Source organism: Streptomyces sp. NPDC037054 (assembly GCF_055606745.1).
On record NZ_JBVJSJ010000009.1, the window covers coordinates 62599 to 79644 of the forward strand.

Genomic DNA, 17046 nt, shown 5'->3' on the forward strand with positions numbered 1-17046 from the left:
CACGGGTCGTACGGGGTGAACGCTCACCGTATTGGGGGAACGATGCACAACACCCGCACGCGCCGCACCCGTACCGCGCCGGCCGTCCTGGCCTCCGCCGCCGTACTCGCCCTGGCCGCCGTCCCGGCGACGGCTGCGGCCGCCGAACCGTCCTCGGACACGCCCCGGTTCCTGGAGCCGGCCGAACTCCCGCCGCACGCCACGTCGCCCTGGTACGCCGGCCCGGTCACCGCCGGGCAGCCGGACCCGCTGCCGATCTGCGTCGGCGACGCGCTGCCGTCGATCTCCAGCCACCGCTCGTACTGGACGGAGTACGACACCAACGCGCTCCAGGTGACGGTGGTCGAGCGGGACGAGGAGCGGGCCGCCGCGTTCGCGGAACTGCTGCGCGAGAAGCTCGCCGGCTGCGCCAAGTCGCTGATGGCGCAGTACCCGGACATCACGGCGAAGCGGAAGTACTTCGGCAAGCTGCCCGTCGAGGAGGGCGCCCACGTCTACGGCGTGCACACCATGGCCACCTGGGGCGCGTCCGACATCGCCCTGCTCTCGGTGGGCCGCGACGGAAGGACCGTCACGGTCGTGAAGTGGGCGCAGATGGGCACCTTCCGGCACGCGCAGGTCGGCGACTTCAAGGCCGCGACCGTCACGGCCGTCAACAAGCTGTCCTGACGCCGGCCGCCGGAAGCGGCGGGGCCCGGTCGTGACAGCCTCGCCGTGACAACGGGCCGGGGCCGGCCGACGGCGGTCGGCCGGCCCCGGGTCGGGGATCCCTCGGGATCAGACCAGGTCGAACCGGTCCAGGTTCATGACCTTGTTCCACGCCGCGACGAAGTCCGTCACGAACTTCTCCTTCGCGTCGTCGCTCGCGTAGACCTCCGCGAGCGCGCGCAGCTCGGAGTTGGAGCCGAAGACCAGGTCGGCGCGGCTGCCGGCCCACTTCAGCTCGCCGGTGGCGGCGTCACGGCCCTCGAAGGTGGTCTGGTCCTCCGAGGTCGCCTTCCACGTGGTGCCCAGGTCGAGCAGGTTGACGAAGAAGTCGTTCGTCAGCGCGCCCGGCGTGTCGGTGAAGACACCCAGCTGCGACTGCTGGTGGTTGGCGCCGAGGACGCGCAGACCACCGACGAGGACGGTCGTCTCGGGGGCGCTCAGCGTGAGCAGGTTGGCGCGGTCGAGCAGCAGGAACTCGGCCGGCAGGCGGTTGCCCTTGCCGAGGTAGTTGCGGAAGCCGTCCGCGGTCGGCTCCAGCGCGGCGAAGGACTCCGCGTCCGTGTGCTCCTCGGTGGCGTCGACGCGGCCCGGCGTGAAGGGCACCTCGATGTCGAAGCCCGCGTCCTTGGCGGCCTTCTCGATCGCGGCGCAGCCACCGAGCACGATCAGGTCGGCGAGGGAGACCTTCTTGGCGCCGGTGTTGTACTCCTGCTGGATGGTCTCCAGGGCGCGCAGCACGACCGCGAGCTGGTCCGGGTCGTTGACCTCCCAGTTGCGCTGCGGCTCCAGACGGATCCGGGCGCCGTTCGCGCCACCGCGCTTGTCACTGCCGCGGAACGTCGACGCCGACGCCCACGCGGTGCTGACGAGCTGCGAGACGGTCAGACCCGAGTCGAGGATCTTGGCCTTGAGGGCCGCGACGTCGGCGGCGCCGATGACCTCGCCCTCCGGCTCCGGCAGCGGGTCCTGCCACAGCAGGGTCTCCTCGGGCACCTCCGGGCCGAGGTACAGCGCCTTCGGGCCCATGTCGCGGTGGGTGAGCTTGTACCAGGCGCGGGCGAAGGCGTCGGCGAACTGGTCCGGGTTCTCGTAGAAGCGGCGCGAGATCTGCTCGTAGACCGGGTCGAAGCGCAGGGCCAGGTCGGTGGTGAGCATCGTCGGCAGGTGCTTCTTCGCCGGGTCGTGCGCGTCCGGGATGATCGCCTCGGCGTTCTTGGCGACCCACTGCTTGGCGCCGGCCGGGGACTCGGTGAGCTCGTACTCGAACTCGAAGAGGTTCTTGAAGAAGCCGTTGCTCCACTGCGTGGGCGTGGCGGTCCAGGTCACCTCGAGGCCGGAGGTGATGGTGTCGCCGCCCTTGCCGGTGCCGAAGGTGTTCTTCCAGCCCAGGCCCTGCTCCTCCAGCGAGGCGGCCTCGGGGTCGGCGCCGACGTGGTCGGCCGGGCCCGCGCCGTGCGTCTTGCCGAAGGTGTGACCACCGGCGATGAGGGCGACGGTCTCCTCGTCGTTCATCGCCATGCGGCGGAACGTCTCGCGGATGTCGCGGGCGGCGGCCAGCGGGTCCGGGTTGCCGTTCGGGCCCTCCGGGTTGACGTAGATCAGGCCCATCTGGACGGCGCCGAGCGGGTTCTCCAGCTCGCGGTCACCGGAGTAGCGCTCGTCGCCGAGCCACGTGGTCTCCGGGCCCCAGTACACGTCCTCCTCGGGCTCCCACACGTCCTCGCGGCCACCGGCGAAGCCGAACGTCTCGAAGCCCATGGTCTCCAGGGCGACGTTGCCGGCGAGGATCATCAGGTCGGCCCAGGACAGGCTCTGGCCGTACTTCTTCTTGACCGGCCACAGCAGACGGCGGGCCTTGTCGAGGTTGGCGTTGTCCGGCCAGCTGTTGAGCGGGGCGAAGCGCTGCTGGCCGGCGCCGGCGCCGCCGCGGCCGTCGCTGATCCGGTAGGTGCCGGCGCTGTGCCAGGCCATCCGGATGATGAGCGGGCCGTAGTGCCCGAAGTCGGCGGGCCACCAGTCCTGCGAGGTGGTCAGCACCTCCGCGATGTCCCGCTTCACGGCCGGGAGGTCGAGCGCCTTGAACGCCTCGGCGTAGTCGAACTCCTCGCCGAGGGGGTTCGCGACGGCGGGGTTCTTGGCAAGGATCTTGACGTTGAGCCGTTCCGGCCACCACTGGCGGTTTCCGCCGCCCTGGGTCGGGTGAAGTGCGCGCCCGTGCGCGACGGGGCAGCCGCCTTCGCCCTCTGTCTTGGGGTCGGTGACGATTGCCTCGTGGTTCTCGGACATGTGAATCCTTCCAAGCTGGCGGATCATGGTGCTGAGGAACTGCGAGCGATGGAACAGTCGGGGCACAGGCCCCAGTAGATGACCTCGGCCTCGTCGATCGAGAAGCCGCGGTCCTCGGACGCCGTCAGGCAGGGCGCCTCGCCGGTCGCGCATTCGACGTCGGCGACGGTCCCGCACGAGCGGCACACGAGGTGGTGGTGGTTGTCGCCGACCCGGCCCTCGAACCGGGCGGGGCTGCCCGCCGGCTCGATTCGGCGTATGAGACCCGCCGCCGTGAGGGCGTGCAGGGCCTCGTACACGGCCGGCAGCGATATGTGGCCGACCCGGTCCCGCACTCCGGAGGCGATGGCCTCGACTCCGAGGTGGTCGCCGTCCCGGACGGTCTCGAGCAGAGCGACACGGGCAGCCGTCACGCGCAGGCCTGCGCTGCGCAGTTCCTGGGCGGTCGTCGGGGTCCGGGGCGCTGTCATGTCGACGAACCCTACCGCCATAAACACAAAAGATTAAGGAAAACGAGGCTTTCAGGTTTTTGACGATCGTCAGGCAACGGCACACACGCCTGTGACCAGTACGAACGTCCACCGCGCCGCCGGTGCTCCCACCCCCGTGGGGAGCCCGGCGGCGCCGACGACACCGTGTGAACGGCCGGCGGTCAGCCCGTGGAGCGGGCGCCGGACACCGCGGCGGGCCGCAGGACCGCGCCCGGCACGGTGAGGGAGCGCACCACGCGGTTGAGGTTGGTGACCGCGGCGTCGAAGGGCGTGTCCTGCGGCTGGAGGGTGAAGACGGCGACGACGGTCCGGTCGCCGGTTCCCACGGTGCCGGTGGTGTGCAGCGCCGTACGGGCGAGCTCCACACCGGCCGCGTTCGCGGCCGCCGGGCGGTGGGTCGCCGCGGCCGCGCTCCCGCAGACGCCGGAAGCGCCGAAGCCCGACCAGCCCTGCTTCACGGCCCACGGCCGCTCGAACACGGACGGGATCCCGAAGTGCTGGTTGAATCCGTCCGTGCCGCAGCGCGTCGCCGCCCGCAGGTTGCCCATCACGATGTCGCGGAGCCCGCCCGGCGCGCTCTCCAGGAGCCACCGGTAGACCCGCACCGTGTCCGCCGCCGAGGTGGCGGTGTACCCCCAGATCCCTTCGGATCCGGCCGGGGGTCCCGCCGTGTCGGTCAGGGCCAGCCGCGAGACCGCGCGGGTGACGATCGCGGGGCCGCCGTTGCGGTTCCAGAAGTACGTCGCCGCCGCGTCGTCGCTGGAGCGCAGCATCGCGTCCAGCCGGGCCCGGTCGTCGGCGGGCAGCGCGTAGTCCGGGCCGCGGTTCCACAGGTGGTCGATCGCGATGAGGAGCTTGACGACCGAGGCGGCACGGAACCGCTCGTGCGCGTTGGTCTGTTCGGTGAAGGTGCCGGTCTGCCGGTCGTAGACCGCGATGCCGGTTCCGATGCCCGCCCAGACGTCGGTCGCCGCCCGGGGCGACGTGGCGTGCGCGGGCGCCGCGAACGCGGCGAGCAGTGCCGTCAGGAGGGCGGCGAGCCCCAGGGTGAGCGCCGGACCGCCGCGCGGGGCCGGCCGGTGACGTGGGACTCCGCGAACCGTGTGCATGAGTGAACCTCCTGGGAGACCTTCTGGTGTGGGGAGGGCCCCGGCCGGTCACCGACCGGGGGTGCGCGGCGGGGTGCGGGCCGCGTCAGCAGTTGCGGATCGACCAGACCGGGTTCCAGTCCTGGTAGCCGCTGCTCACGGCTCGCGACGAGGTGAGGGTCTGGCCGGCGGAGCCGTAGAAGGAGGCGACCGTGCCGCTGGTCTGGAAGTTGTGGTAGTAACCGCCGCCCAGCCAGTTGGCCAGCGCGTAACGATTGCAGTAGTAAAGGAAGAAGATCTTCCACTTGCCTGCGGTGGGGTCCCAGACCTCGGTGCAGAGGTTCCCGTCGGCACAGGTGTAGGACTCACCGGTCGCCCGGTGGATGTAGTTCGCGGCCGGGGAGACGGTCGGTGGCGCGGCGGCCGGACGCCGGTTCGAGAGCGTCTCGGCGTACTTCGGCGCCGCGGGCGCCACCAGGACCCTTCCGCCCGCCCCGCCGTCGGAGGGGGCGGCGGCCCGCGCCGTGCCGGTGGAGAACGCGGCGAGCAGCATGCAGGTCAGCAGGCCGACGATGCCGGTGAATGAGCGCTTCGCGCGCATGGATGGGTCCCTCCTGTCGGAACGCGTACGGGGACGTACGGCAGTGCGCCAGAGGCGCAGCGCACGCTCGCAGCCCTGATGCTCGCCGACGGCCGCCCGCCGCAGAAGCTTTTCGAGCCTGCTCGAAAGGCGGCCGGAGCGGGTGCCGCGAGCGCCTTCGAAGTCGGCCGGATATCGACGTACCGACGCGGAATCCCGGCCCGCGCGGGGACGTTGACCCACCGGGGAACACAGGGGGCACGGCGTCGGTGACGACGCCGTGGAGACACGGGGGGACACCGGTGGGCGACTACTCAGTGCACGTCGGACGGCTGGACCGCGTACCGCTCGCCGTCCGTCCGCATCCGGGGGCCACGCTGTTCTCCCTGCTGTTCCAGGTGCTCGCCGGCAACGCGCCGGACGTGCCCGCGCCGCTGCGCGCCCTTGTGCGCCAGTCCCTGCCGCCGTCGCAGGCCGCGGCCATGAGGTCCCTGTTCACGTCCGTGTGCTGGGTCCCCGACTCGCTGTCCCTGACCGGCGACCTCGACGCCGCAGGCGAGGCGGCGGTCCTGGCCGAACTGGACGCGCTGGAAGCGGACGCCCTGCTCGCCGACCTGCACCGGGAATTCGGCGACACCCCGCCCGCGCGGTGGCGGGCGCCCGCGCTCCGGCCCCGCGAGTTCCTCGACGCCTACCGCACAGCGGTGCTCGCCGTGTGGCAGGGCCTCGTCCCGCTGTGGCGGGCGGCGGAGCCGTACCTGCGCCGGGAACAGGAGCGGATCGGCCTGGCCGCCGTGACCGGCACTCTGGACGTCCTCGTCGGCTCCCTCGGCGGCCGCGTCCGGTACGCGGACGGCACGTTCAGGCTGCCCCACTCGTGCCCCCGGACCCTCACCGAACTGGGCCGGCGGCGCGTCGTCCTGGTGCCCCTGGCCTCCGGATACACCGCGGACACGCACAGCGCGGAACGCGACGACGTGCTCTGGATCGGCTACCCCCTGCCCGGCCTCGCGCAGGTGCTGACCGCCGCGACGCCCGACACGGCGACCGGCGCCGACCGTCTCGCCGCGCTGCTCGGCCGGGCCCGCGCCGGCATTCTGCGCAGCGCCCGGCGGCAGCCCTCGGTGTCGGAGACCGCGCGGCACGTCGGCCTCTCGGTCAGCACCGCCTCGTACCACTGCGACCAACTGAGCAACGCCGGACTGCTGCTGAGGCAGCGTCAGGGCCAGCAGGTCCGCCTGCACCTCACCGACCGGGGCAACGCGCTCCTGGACCTGCTGGCCTGACCGGCACGGCTCCGCCCGGGGCCCACCGACCACGGCCGCGACTTCGACGCCGCCGTCGTCGTGTGCCGACCCGTGCTCACCCCCTCCGGACCATCCGGACAGTGTCCCCGGCCCCGACGAGGGCACGGCGCGCGGGCGCCCGGTGGGGCGGTCCGGCGCCCCTGGTTGAGGCGCCGCCTGGAGGGAACTCAGGGGTGGCCTTGTCCACCAACGAGTCCAGGGAGACGCCCGTGGCAGTGCGTCATCGCCTCATCAAGACGAGTCCGGAGCGGGTGTGGTCCGTGATCGCGGACGGCAGCACATACGCGAAGTGGGTGGTGGGCGCGGCCACCTCCGAGCCGAAACGGGGACAGTGGCCGCAGCTCGGCGCGACGATCGCCTACGAGGTGTCCCTCGGCCCCGTGCGGCTGGGCAACGAGACGGTCGTCAGACGCTGTGTGGAGGGCACCGCGCTGGAGCTGGAGGCCCATGCCGGGATCCTCGGCACCGCGCGGATCGCCATGGAGCTGCGGCCCTGGGGCGACCACTGCCTGATCATCGTGGACGAGCATCCGCTGCGCGGCGCGGGCGGCGTGCTGCACAACGCCGGTCTCGAGGCACTCATCCAGTGGCGCCACCGCGCCATGCTCGGCCGGCTCGCCCGGCTGTGCGAGTCCCCCGAGGAGTCCGCCGGCGCTTCGCCGGACGAGACGGCGGACGGAGTGGCCCGCGGCCGGCCGGCGGCCCCGGGCGGTGCCGGCCGTGCCTGACGCCGTCGTCGTCGGCGCCGGTCCGAACGGCCTGGTGGCGGCGAACGTCCTGGCCGACGCCGGCTGGAGCGTCGAGGTCCTGGAGGAACAGCCCGAACCCGGCGGGGCGGTGCGCCACGACCGCGGCGTCAGCCCGGACTTCGTGAACGACCTGTTCAGCTCGTTCTACCCGCTCGCCGCGGCGTCGCCGGTCCTCGCCGGGCTGCGGCTGCACGAGTACGGCCTGCGCTGGAGCCACGCGCCCCACGTCCTCGCCCACCCGCTCACCGACGGACGGTGCGCGGTGCTCGACCGCGGCATCGACACCACCGCCGCCTCCCTCGACGCCTTCGCCGCCGGGGACGGCGACGCCTGGCGCCGGCTGCACGACGTGTGGGCACGCCTGGAGCCGGACGTCCTGGGCGCCCTGTTCACCCCGTTCCCGCCGCTCCGGGCCACCGCCCGGCTCGCCGTACGCCTGCGGGCCGCGGGCGGGCTCCGGCTCGCCCGCTCCCTGCTGCTGCCGGTGCGCCGGCTGGGCGAGGAGGAGTTCCGCGGGGAGGGCGGCAGGCTGCTGCTCGCGGGCAACGCCCTGCACGCGGACCTCGCGCCGGAGGCGGCCGGGAGCGGCGGCTTCGGCTGGCTGATGTCCATGCTCGGGCAGTCCCACGGCTTCCCGGTGCCGGTCGGCGGCTCGGGCGAGCTCACCGCGGCGCTCGTGCGCCGCCTGCGCGCCCGGGGCGGCGTGCTGAGCTGCGGGCGGCGGGTCACCAAGGTCGTCGTGCGCGGCGGGCGCGCCGTCGCCGTGCGCACGGCCGACGGCGACACGGTCCCCGCGCGCCGCGCCGTGCTCGCGAACGTGTCCGTCCCGACGCTGTACGGCGAGCTGGTCGACGCGGCGGACCTGCCCGACAGGCTCCTCGCCGACCTGCGGCGCTTCCAGTGGGACTTCGCCACCTTCAAGGTCGACTGGGCGCTCGACGGCGCCGTGCCGTGGCGGTCGGAGCAGGCGGCGTCCGCCGGAACCGTCCACCTCGCGGACGGCGTCGACGAACTCACCCGGTTCGCCGCCCAGATCGCCATGGGGCGCGTACCGGACCGCCCGTTCACCCTCTTCGGCCAGATGACCACCTCCGACGCGACCCGGTCGCCCCGGGGCACCGAGTCGGCCTGGGCCTACACGCACGTACCCCACGACGTGCGGGCCGACGCCGGGGACGAGGGCCTCACCGGGCGCTGGGACACCCGCGAGGCGGAGGTCATGGCCGACCGCGTCGAGCGCCAGGTGGAGCGCTTCGCTCCCGGGTTCCGCGCGCTGATCAGGGCCCGGCGCGTCCTGGCCCCGCCGACGCTCCAGGCCCTCAACGGCAACCTGCACGGCGGCGCCGTCAACGGCGGCACCACCGCCATCCACCAGCAGCTGTTCTTCCGTCCCGTGCCCGGCACCGGGCGACCCGAGACACCGCTGGCCGGGCTGTACCTCGCCTCGGCCGGGGCCCACCCGGGGGGCGGCGTCCACGGTGCACCCGGCGCCAACGCGGCACGCGCCGCGCTGCGCCGGCACCTGCCGCCCGGACGCGTCCGACTCCAACGGGCCCTGCTGCAACGCGACCGGGCCGGGCGCAAGACCCGGCCGACGCCGTGAGCGGTGGCCGGTCGGGCGGGGCGCGCTGGCGGGTCGGAATGGGCGGGTCGGGGTGCTGGGCCGGGATGGGCGGGGCGTGGTGCCAGGTGCCGGAAGGACGAGGTGAGGTGGCCCCGTGACACGCAGTCCCCTGCACGATCGCACCGTCGTCGTGACCGGCGCCGCCCGCGGCCTCGGTGCCGCGCTGGCCCGCGAGTGCGCGCGGCGCGGCGCACGGCTCGCCCTGCTCGGCCACGAGAAGCCCCGCCTGGACGCGGTGGCCGCCACGCTGCCGACATCCGCGCTCGCCGTCGAGGTCGACATCACGGACCTGACGGCGCTGCGCGCGGCGGCCGACGAGGTGCGCGACCGGCTCGGCCGGCCCTCCGCCGTGGTGGCGAACGCGGGCATCGCCGCGGCCGGACCGTTCGCCGACACCGACCCGGCCACCTGGCGGCGCGTGATCGACGTGAACCTCACGGGCAGCGCCCACACCGCCCGCGCCTTCCTGCCGGACCTGATCGAGACGGCCGGCTACTACCTCCAGGTCGCCTCCCTCGCCGCCGTCGGCGCCGTCCCCATGATGAGCGCCTACTGCGCCTCCAAGGCGGGCGCGGAGGCCTTCGCGCACGCGCTGCGGGCCGAGGTGGCACACCACGGGGTGGCCGTGGGCATCGCGTACCCCAACTGGACGGACACCGACATGATCCGCGACGGCGACCGGTACGCCGCCCTGCGCGAGCTGCGCCTGCGGCTGCCGGGTCCGGCGCGCCGCGTCGACCCCGTCGAGCCGGGCGCCGTCCGGCTGGCGCGCGCCATGGAACGACGGCGAACGGCGGTCTACGTGCCCGCGTGGCTGCGTCTGGCCCAGGCGACCCGGGCGGCGCTGCCGTCCGTGGTGCTGCGCGCGTCCCGCCGCGCCCTGTCCGCACCGGAGGCGGCGGACGCCCTGCGCGCCACCGGCCCGCTCGGCGCCGGGGGAGAGGCCGACAGCGCGGCCGTACGGCGGGGCCCCCGGGACACGACCTGACCGCGCCGCTCACTTGTCAACTCGCCCTGTTCCAGGGCAACTTCGCACCAAACGAGGCGGCGTGCCGGGCTTCGGCAGATGGCTCCTCCGAAAACTATGCGGCGGTCGGGAGATCCCCGCAGGAGCCTCACATCCTCTGCACACAGTGTCACCGTGGCGTCGTTACCGTTACTGATCGCTCGATTGCGCGTACGAACGTGACCGGGCCGCGGTCCCGTGGACCGACGGCGTGTCAACTCAGGAAGACCGGAGATGGATTACTGCTCCTCGTGTCGTCGGCACCTCAACGGGGCCCTGGTGTGCCCCGGGTGCGGTGCCTACGCCCCGGACATCGATCCGGCCGCCTACGCTCGTGTCACCCCCGCCCCGGCCACGATGGCGACGGCGGGTGCGGTGGCCGGGACGGACCCCGGCGACTTCGACACGTGGCAGGACGGTGGGCCCGGCGACGAGACGGACGTCCTCGCCGCGCCACCCGTGACCGAGGGCCGGGCCGCCCGGCGCCGCCAGCGGGCCCGATGGAAGAAGAACCAGCGCCGTGCCGTGGTCGCGACGGCGGTCGCCCTCGTCGGCGGCGGCCTCACCATGGTCGCGACCGACCAGCAGTCCGGCGACCGGGCGCGTGCCGCCGCCGCGCCGCACGACCCGGGTGTCGACCTCGGCGAGGTGCCGACGGGGCAGGGCAGCAACTCGACCGTGACGCGCCCCGAGGAGCCCCGTTCGACGCCCACGCCGTCCGCGGCCGAGCGTTCCAGCAGGCAGGGCGCCACCGGCCGGGCCCGCACAACGCCGTCGGACGACGGCGGTGTCCGGGAGGTGGCCGCTCAGCCGCGCACCACCGCGACGTCGACGCCGCCGCCGAGCGTCAAGGCGCCGTCCGTGAGTGACGGCACGGGCTCCGCCGGCACGGGTGGCACCGGCGTCACGGACGGTACGGGCGACATCGCGGACCGGCCGGAGGCGACTCCCGTACCGACGCCGCCGTCCGCCAACGACGGCGCCGGCAGCCCGGATTCGGGTGCGCAGGAGCCGACGACACCGCCGGCCACCAAGTCACCCCAGGAACTCTGCCTGCTCGTTCTGTGCGTCGGCGTCGACTGACCCTGTCGACCGTGTGTGGCGCGACGGCCGACGGCCGCCGCGCCACGGGTCTTTCGGCTCACCGTGATGCTCAGCCCACGGTGATGTTCGAGTTGCCGCTGCTCTGGTAGCCCTCGGTGGCCATGATCATGTAGTAGTTGAAGCTGCCCATCCGCATGCCGGCGCGGGACCACGCGTCGAAGTGGTTGCCGGTCGTGATGGTGCCGCCGGTCCGCTTCTGCTGCCGGACGCTCCAGTACTGGTTGAAGGTCTTGGTGCCTTCCACGGACGGGGCGTTGTACCGCGTCGTCTGGTAGATGTCGTACGTGCCGCCGTCGCTGGTGACGGTGCCCTTGTACGTGCCCGTGGGCCGGTACGTGCCCCAGTTGTCGACGATGTAGTACTCGACGAGCGGATTCGACGTCCAGCCGTAGAGCGTCAAGTAGCCGTTGCCCGACGGGTTGAAGCTGCCCGAGTAGCGCACGGTCCTGCGGCTGCCGTTGCTCCAGCCCTTGCCGCACACGAAGTTGCCGCAATTGGTCCAGGACGTGCGGTAGTTGCCGCCGGAGCTCAGGGTCATGGAGACCGAACCGCCACCGTCCGTCCAGAACGAGTAGTAGAAGCCGTTGTCCATGCCGGTCTGGTTGCGGGTGATCGTCGTGTCCGCGTGCGCGGTGCCCGGCAGGATCAGACCGGACGTCGTGGCGAGCGCCAACGCGCCCGTGCCGCCGAGGAATCCTCTGCGGCTGAGCCGGCGTGCCGAGGCGTCGTTCTCGTGCATGCGTCCTCCAGGTGTGGGGGGTTCGACGGTGCCGCCAGTGTTGAAGCGGCCTGATGGACTGTCAACAGTTTCGGCAGAGGTTGCGAAAAATTCTCTCGGGGTGACTGGCGGAACCGTGGTCATTGAGCCAGGTCAATTCCCTGACAGATCCGATGATTCGCGATCCTTGCTCGAAATGCCCGAGGGATTCGATCGGAATCCCGGCGGATGAAGAACGAAACTTTCGACCTGTGCGCCGATCATGCGGGCGTACTCGGATACGAGTAGCCGGAGTTACTCCCGCCGTCAGACGCCCGCGGCGCGTCCGCACGGCACCGTGGGTGACGTGAAGCTGAACCGTCCCGCACGCCGGGCCACCCTCGTCGTCCATGTGTCCGCCTCCGCCGGCTGGCTCGGGCTCACGCTCGGGCTGCTCGCCCTCGCCGTCACCGCGACCAGCACCGGGACCCCGGTGACCGCGGAGGCGTCGGTCCGGGCCATGAAGGTCTTCGCCGACTGGCTGCTGCTCCCCCTCGCGCTCCTCACCCTGGCCTCCGGCCTGGTGCTGGCGCTCGGTACGCCCTGGGGACTGGCCAGGCACCGCTGGGTCTGGACCAAGTTCTGGCTCACCCTGGCCACGACCGGCGCCACCGCCTTCGCGCTCCGCCCGGGGGTGAACGCGGCGGTCTCCGCCACCGCCGGGGGAGAGGCCCTGCCGGATGCCGGGGACCTCCTGATCGGCCCGATCGTCTCGCTGTCGGCGTACGTCTTCATGACCGCGATCTCGATCCTCAAGCCCTGGGGCCCGACCCGCCGGGGCCGCGAGCGGCGCGGGGCGGCAGGGCGGGAGCGCGGGGCGGCAGGGCGGGAGCAGGCGGAGAACAAGCGTGTCCGGCAGGCCGTCTGACCTGCCGGGCGCCGTCGGAGGCTGCCGGAGGGCGAGGCAGTCCTGCCGCGCGCTGTCGCGCGGACGCCTCGCGCCTCCCCGCCTCCTGGGTAGCCGGCACGCGCGAAATGAGTACAAGCACTCAGGCAGGGCCGGGCCCGGTCGCGGCACGATGCGGATCATCCACGTCGACACCGGGAGTTCCTCATGCTCAGCCGCCTCGCCGACGTCCTGGTGCCCGTCGCCGGCCGCCTCACCGTGACCACGGACGCCGACGCCGACCTCGCACCGGGCAGCATCATCGCGGCGAACCACACCTCGCTCGCCGACCCGGCCGTCGTACTCGCCGCACTGCACCGCCTCGGCGTACGCCCGGTCGTCATGGCGGCGGCCGGCCTGTGGCGCGTCCCCCTCCTCGGCGCGGCGCTCGCCCGCGAAGGGCACATCCCCGTGCACCGCAACGACCCGCGCGCCGCCCGCGCGCTCGACCTCGCCGCCGACGCACTCGACGCCGGGCGCCTCGTCCTCATCTACGCCGAGGGCGGGATACCCGACCGCAAGGACGCCGCCGAGGCCGCGCCCCTGCCGTTCCGCAGTGGCCTCGCCCGCCTCGCCGAACGCACCGGCGCGCCCATCGTGCCCGTCGGCCAGGCCGGTGCACGCCGCATCACCTCCGGCAGCACGGCCAAGCAACTCGCGGGCCTCGCCACCGCACCCCTGCGCCGCCCACGCCTCCACGTCCACGTGAGCGCCCCCCTCACCCCGGTCGGCGACCGCGCCACCCGCACGGCCCAGGCCCACAACGCGGTCACCACGGTTTGGCGAACGGCGGCCGCAGGCCTGGGAGAACCGGCGGCCCTGGCCGCGTAGGCGTCGCCGCGGTCCGAGAGCCGTCCGAGACGACTCGGCGGCGGGCGTGCGGCGCTCAGCCGGTCCGACGCCGACGGACGACGTACCCCACGGCGAGGGAACCCGTCACCAGCAGGAGTCCGATCGCGGTGTCCTGTGGGCTGGGCCCGGCAGCGGAGGAGCCTCCAAGGCCACCGCGCACACCACGCGTCGGGGCGACGGTGGACGGCGTGGGGGCAGACGTGGGGGCAGACGTGGGGGTGGAGATGGAAGCGGAGGTGGGCGTGACAGTGGGTCCGACGGCCGGCGACGTACTCGTCCCTCGTCGGGGCAGTACCTCACATGCGATGCCGTCGTCCGCGCCCTGATCCTCGTCCAGACGGCTCGGGTCGGTCGGGTCGCTGTTGAAGAATGCCTGCGCGTCCTCCTGGAATGCGAAGTCACGGCAGTCGAGGTCCTGGGCCTGAGCGGGGCCGGCCAGCGGCACGATTCCTGCGCTCGCTATCAGCAGGGCGATTACACCGTTACGAGGGCGCATGGCGCCTCCTTTCCGAGCGTGCGTCGCCCCGACGCTATGAGCCAGGCGGCCCAACGGCGCGCAACCGTAGCCCGATCGGGTGTTCACCCTGAGTCGCCCGCCCCGCCCCGCCCCGCCCCGCCCCGCCCCGCCCCGCCCGGGCCGCTGAGTCGTACGCCCGCATCAACCGATCGGTCGATGTCGCCCCGAGGAGTCGACGCCATCGCGGAACTCGCCCGGCGCGGCGCCCGCGCGAAGGTCCTGGTCCTCACGACGTACGACACGGGCTCCGACACCCTCCCCGCCATCGAGGCCGGCGCGACGGGCTACCTGCTCAAGGACGCTCCACGCGAGGAACTGTTCACGGCGGTGCGCGCGGCGGCGGAGGGCCGCACGGTCCTGTCCCCGGCCGTGGCGTCCCGCCTCGTCCACGCCGTCCGCGCCCCCGGCAACGAACCGCTGTCCACCCGCGAGCGCGAGGTGCTCGCCCTGGTCACCAAGGGCACCTCCAACCGCGAGATCGCCCGCGAGCTCTTCATCAGCGAGGCCACGGTGAAGACCCACCTCACCCACGTGTACGCCAAGCTGGGCGTGAACGACCGCGCGGCGGCGGTGGCCACGGCCTACGAGCGCGGCATTCTCGGCCAGAGCCCCGGCGGCGCCGGAACGCACGGCGAGGTGTACGACCTGCGGCAGGCGGTACACGGTCACCACGAATCACTCTCCGGAAAGATTGACCGGCAGGTTTTCCGTGTCGAAAGTGGTTGCGTATGACGGCATTGCAAGGGCCCGGCATTCCGACGACTTCCCCCGCCCCTGAAGCGGTCGGCTCGCCGGTCAGTTCCCACAACGAATGGGACCCGCTGGAGGAGATCGTCGTCGGGCGTCTGGACGGCGCGACCATTCCCTCCAGCCATCCCGTGGTGACCTGCAACATCCCCGACTGGGCGGCGCGACTCCAGGGCCTCGCCGCCGGGTTCAAGTATCCGCGCCTGATGGTCGAGCGGGCGCAGCGGGAACTCGACCAGTTCGTGGCGCTGCTGGAGTCCCTCGGAGTGACGGTCAGACGACCCGAGGCGGTCGACCACAAGCAGCGGTTCAGCACCCCCGACTGGTCGTCGCGCGGGTTCTGCAACACCTGCCCGCGCGACAGCATGCTCGTCGTCGGCGACGAGATCATCGAGACGCCGATGGCATGGCCGTGCCGGTATTTCGAGACGCATTCCTACCGCGAGATCCTGAAGGACTATTTCCGGCGCGGTGCCCGCTGGACGGCGGCACCGAAACCGCAGCTCACCGACGAACTGTTCGAGCGGGATTTCCGCGTCCCCGGGGCCGACGAGCCCATGCGCCACATCCTCACGGAATTCGAGCCGGTCTTCGACGCGGCCGACTTCGTGCGCGCCGGGCGCGACCTGTTCGTCACGCGGAGCAATGTCACCAACCGGATGGGCATCGAGTGGCTGCGCCGCCACCTCGGCCCCGGCTACCGCATCCACGAGATCGAGAGCCGCTGCCGTACGCCCATGCACATCGACACGACGTTCGTGCCGCTCGCGCCGGGCAAGGCCCTCGTCAACCCCGAGTACGTGGACGTCGACCGCCTGCCGGAAGCCCTGAGGTCCTGGGACATCCTGGTCGCCCCCGACCCCGACCCCATCGACGACCGCCTGCTCGGCATCACCTCGATGTGCGGCAAGTGGCTCAGCATGAACGTCCTCATGATCGACGAGAAGCGGGTCGTCGCCGAACGGCACCACACCGGCATGCTGCGCGCGCTCGAGAAGTGGGGCTTCGAGCCCATCCCGTGCGACCTGCTGCACTACGCGCCGTTCGGCGGCTCGTTCCACTGCGCGACGCTCGACGTCCGGCGCCGCGGAACCCTCGAGAGCTACTGCGACTGAGGCGACGGCTCACGCTCGACCATGTAATTGCACACGCAGGTTATTGCTGGCGCGTGTATGCCCGCGATGCTAATATCTCCTCGCGCAATGACAGGCGGCGGCCCCGGGCCGCCGCTACCCCGACCGCCCGGAGTTTCGTGTGTCTTCCCTGTTCGAGCCGTACACCCTGCGTTCCGTGACCATCCCGAACCGCGTGTGGATGCCGCCCATGTGCCAGTACTCCGCGGCTCCCGACGGACTGGCGCAGGGCGTGGCCACGGACTGGCACTTCCAGCACTACGGCGCCCGCGCGGCCGGCGGCACCGGCCTGATCATCCTCGAAGCGACCGGGGTGTCGCCCGAGGGCCGCATCTCGCCCCACGACCTGGGACTGTGGAACGAGACGCAGGCAGGCGGCCTGCGCCGGATCACCGAGTTCCTCAAGAGCCAGGGCACCGTCCCCGGCATCCAGCTCGCCCACGCCGGCCGCAAGGCCTCCACCAGCCAGCCGTGGAAGGGCGACGGACCCGTCGGACCGGAGGAGCACGGCTGGCAGCCGCTCGGCCCCAGCGCCGAACCGTATCCCGGCCTCAAGGTCCCGCACGAGCTGACCGTCGAGGAGATCCACGACATCCTCGACCAGTGGCGCGCCTCGGCCCGGCTCGCCCTCGCCGCCGGATTCCAGGTCGTCGAGATCCACGGCGCCCACGGCTACCTGATCGGCAACTTCCTCTCCCCGCACAGCAACCGCCGCACCGACGCCTACGGCGGCAGCTTCGACAACCGCATCCGGTTCGCCGTCGAGGTCGTCGACGCCGTACGCGAGGTCTGGCCCGACGACCTTCCCCTCTTCTTCCGCGTCTCCGCCACGGACTGGCTGGAGGCCGACGGCTGGACCGAGGACGAGACCGTCGCCCTCGCCCGCGTCCTGACCGAGCACGGGGTGGACCTCCTGGACGTCTCCACCGGCGGCAACGCGGCCGGCGTCACCATCCCCGTCGGCCCCGGCTACCAGGTGCCCTTCGCCGCCCGCGTCCGGCGCGACACGGAGATGCCGGTCGCGGCGGTCGGCGAGATCACGGACCCGGCCCAGGCGGAGAAGATCCTCGCCGCGGGCGAGGCAGACGCGGTCCTGATCGGCCGCCAGCTGCTGCGCGAGCCCACCTGGGCCCGGCGCGCGGCCCGCGAACTCGGCGGCGACGTGCGCATCCCCCCGCAGTACGGCTGGCGCCCCTGACGGACCCGACCGG

Annotated in this window: 15 protein-coding genes and 1 pseudogene; 11 read left to right on the forward strand and 5 right to left on the reverse strand. The window is 72.8% G+C overall.

Translation table 11 applies throughout. The features are described 5' to 3' along the window. Positions 1–42: 42 nt before the first annotated feature. Entirely contained in the window at positions 43–669 is a 627-nt protein-coding gene (locus ACZ7D7_RS22040; protein ID WP_470826323.1) for a hypothetical protein, read from the forward strand. Between the two features lie 108 nt (positions 670–777). On the opposite strand, the gene katG is transcribed toward ACZ7D7_RS22040, so the two are convergent. From katG to ACZ7D7_RS22060, 4 genes are all read right to left on the reverse strand, one after another. After that, positions 778–2994, reverse strand: a complete 2217-nt coding sequence (katG, locus tag ACZ7D7_RS22045; RefSeq protein WP_470826324.1) for a catalase/peroxidase HPI — start codon at positions 2992–2994, stop codon at positions 778–780. 23 nt (positions 2995–3017) lie between these two features. After that, positions 3018–3464, reverse strand: coding sequence for a Fur family transcriptional regulator (locus tag ACZ7D7_RS22050; protein ID WP_470826325.1), 447 nt, complete (start codon positions 3462–3464; stop codon positions 3018–3020). 182 nt (positions 3465–3646) lie between these two features. Further along, positions 3647–4594: a hypothetical protein gene (locus ACZ7D7_RS22055; RefSeq protein WP_470826326.1), complete on the reverse strand. Its 948-nt coding sequence runs from the start codon at positions 4592–4594 to the stop codon at positions 3647–3649. 85 nt (positions 4595–4679) lie between these two features. After that, complete coding sequence (locus ACZ7D7_RS22060) at positions 4680–5174, reverse strand: hypothetical protein (protein WP_470826328.1); 495 nt, start codon at positions 5172–5174, stop codon at positions 4680–4682. Between the two features lie 281 nt (positions 5175–5455). On the opposite strand from ACZ7D7_RS22060, the gene ACZ7D7_RS22065 reads away from it, so the two are divergent. From ACZ7D7_RS22065 to ACZ7D7_RS22085, 5 genes are all read left to right on the forward strand, one after another. Continuing rightward, positions 5456–6439, forward strand: a complete 984-nt coding sequence (locus ACZ7D7_RS22065; RefSeq protein ID WP_470826330.1) for a winged helix-turn-helix domain-containing protein — start codon at positions 5456–5458, stop codon at positions 6437–6439. Between the two features lie 230 nt (positions 6440–6669). Then, a complete protein-coding gene (locus tag ACZ7D7_RS22070) occupies positions 6670–7188 on the forward strand; it encodes an SRPBCC family protein (protein ID WP_470826332.1) in 519 nt (172 codons plus the stop codon). After that, positions 7181–8812, forward strand: coding sequence for a phytoene desaturase family protein (locus ACZ7D7_RS22075; protein ID WP_470826334.1), 1632 nt, complete (start codon positions 7181–7183; stop codon positions 8810–8812). The genes ACZ7D7_RS22070 and ACZ7D7_RS22075 overlap by 8 nt, the downstream gene beginning before the upstream one ends. Before the next feature lie 115 nt (positions 8813–8927). Continuing rightward, positions 8928–9821 carry an SDR family oxidoreductase gene (locus tag ACZ7D7_RS22080; protein WP_470826335.1) on the forward strand — a complete coding sequence of 298 codons (894 nt, stop codon included), beginning with the start codon at positions 8928–8930 and terminating at the stop codon, positions 9819–9821. Positions 9822–10073: 252 nt separating this feature from the next. Further along, on the forward strand, positions 10074–10922 hold the full coding sequence (locus tag ACZ7D7_RS22085) for an SCO2400 family protein (protein WP_470826337.1): 849 nt from the start codon (positions 10074–10076) through the stop codon (positions 10920–10922). A gap of 70 nt (positions 10923–10992) precedes the next feature. Here ACZ7D7_RS22085 and ACZ7D7_RS22090 read toward each other — a convergent pair whose 3' ends face one another. Then, entirely contained in the window at positions 10993–11682 is a 690-nt protein-coding gene (locus tag ACZ7D7_RS22090) for a glycoside hydrolase family 11 protein (protein WP_470826338.1), read from the reverse strand. 325 nt (positions 11683–12007) lie between these two features. On the opposite strand from ACZ7D7_RS22090, the gene ACZ7D7_RS22095 reads away from it, so the two are divergent. From ACZ7D7_RS22095 to ACZ7D7_RS22115, 5 genes and pseudogenes are all read left to right on the forward strand, one after another. Next, a complete protein-coding gene (locus ACZ7D7_RS22095) occupies positions 12008–12568 on the forward strand; it encodes a DUF2269 domain-containing protein (RefSeq protein ID WP_470826339.1) in 561 nt (186 codons plus the stop codon). 186 nt (positions 12569–12754) lie between these two features. Continuing rightward, entirely contained in the window at positions 12755–13417 is a 663-nt protein-coding gene (locus ACZ7D7_RS22100) for a lysophospholipid acyltransferase family protein (protein WP_470826340.1), read from the forward strand. 706 nt (positions 13418–14123) lie between these two features. Beyond that, positions 14124–14558: pseudogene (locus tag ACZ7D7_RS22105) on the forward strand (LuxR C-terminal-related transcriptional regulator); the annotation flags it as partial. A gap of 125 nt (positions 14559–14683) precedes the next feature. After that, entirely contained in the window at positions 14684–15817 is a 1134-nt protein-coding gene (locus tag ACZ7D7_RS22110; RefSeq protein WP_470826342.1) for an amidinotransferase, read from the forward strand. Between the two features lie 139 nt (positions 15818–15956). Further along, entirely contained in the window at positions 15957–17033 is a 1077-nt protein-coding gene (locus ACZ7D7_RS22115; protein WP_470826344.1) for an NADH:flavin oxidoreductase/NADH oxidase, read from the forward strand. Positions 17034–17046 lie beyond the last annotated feature (13 nt).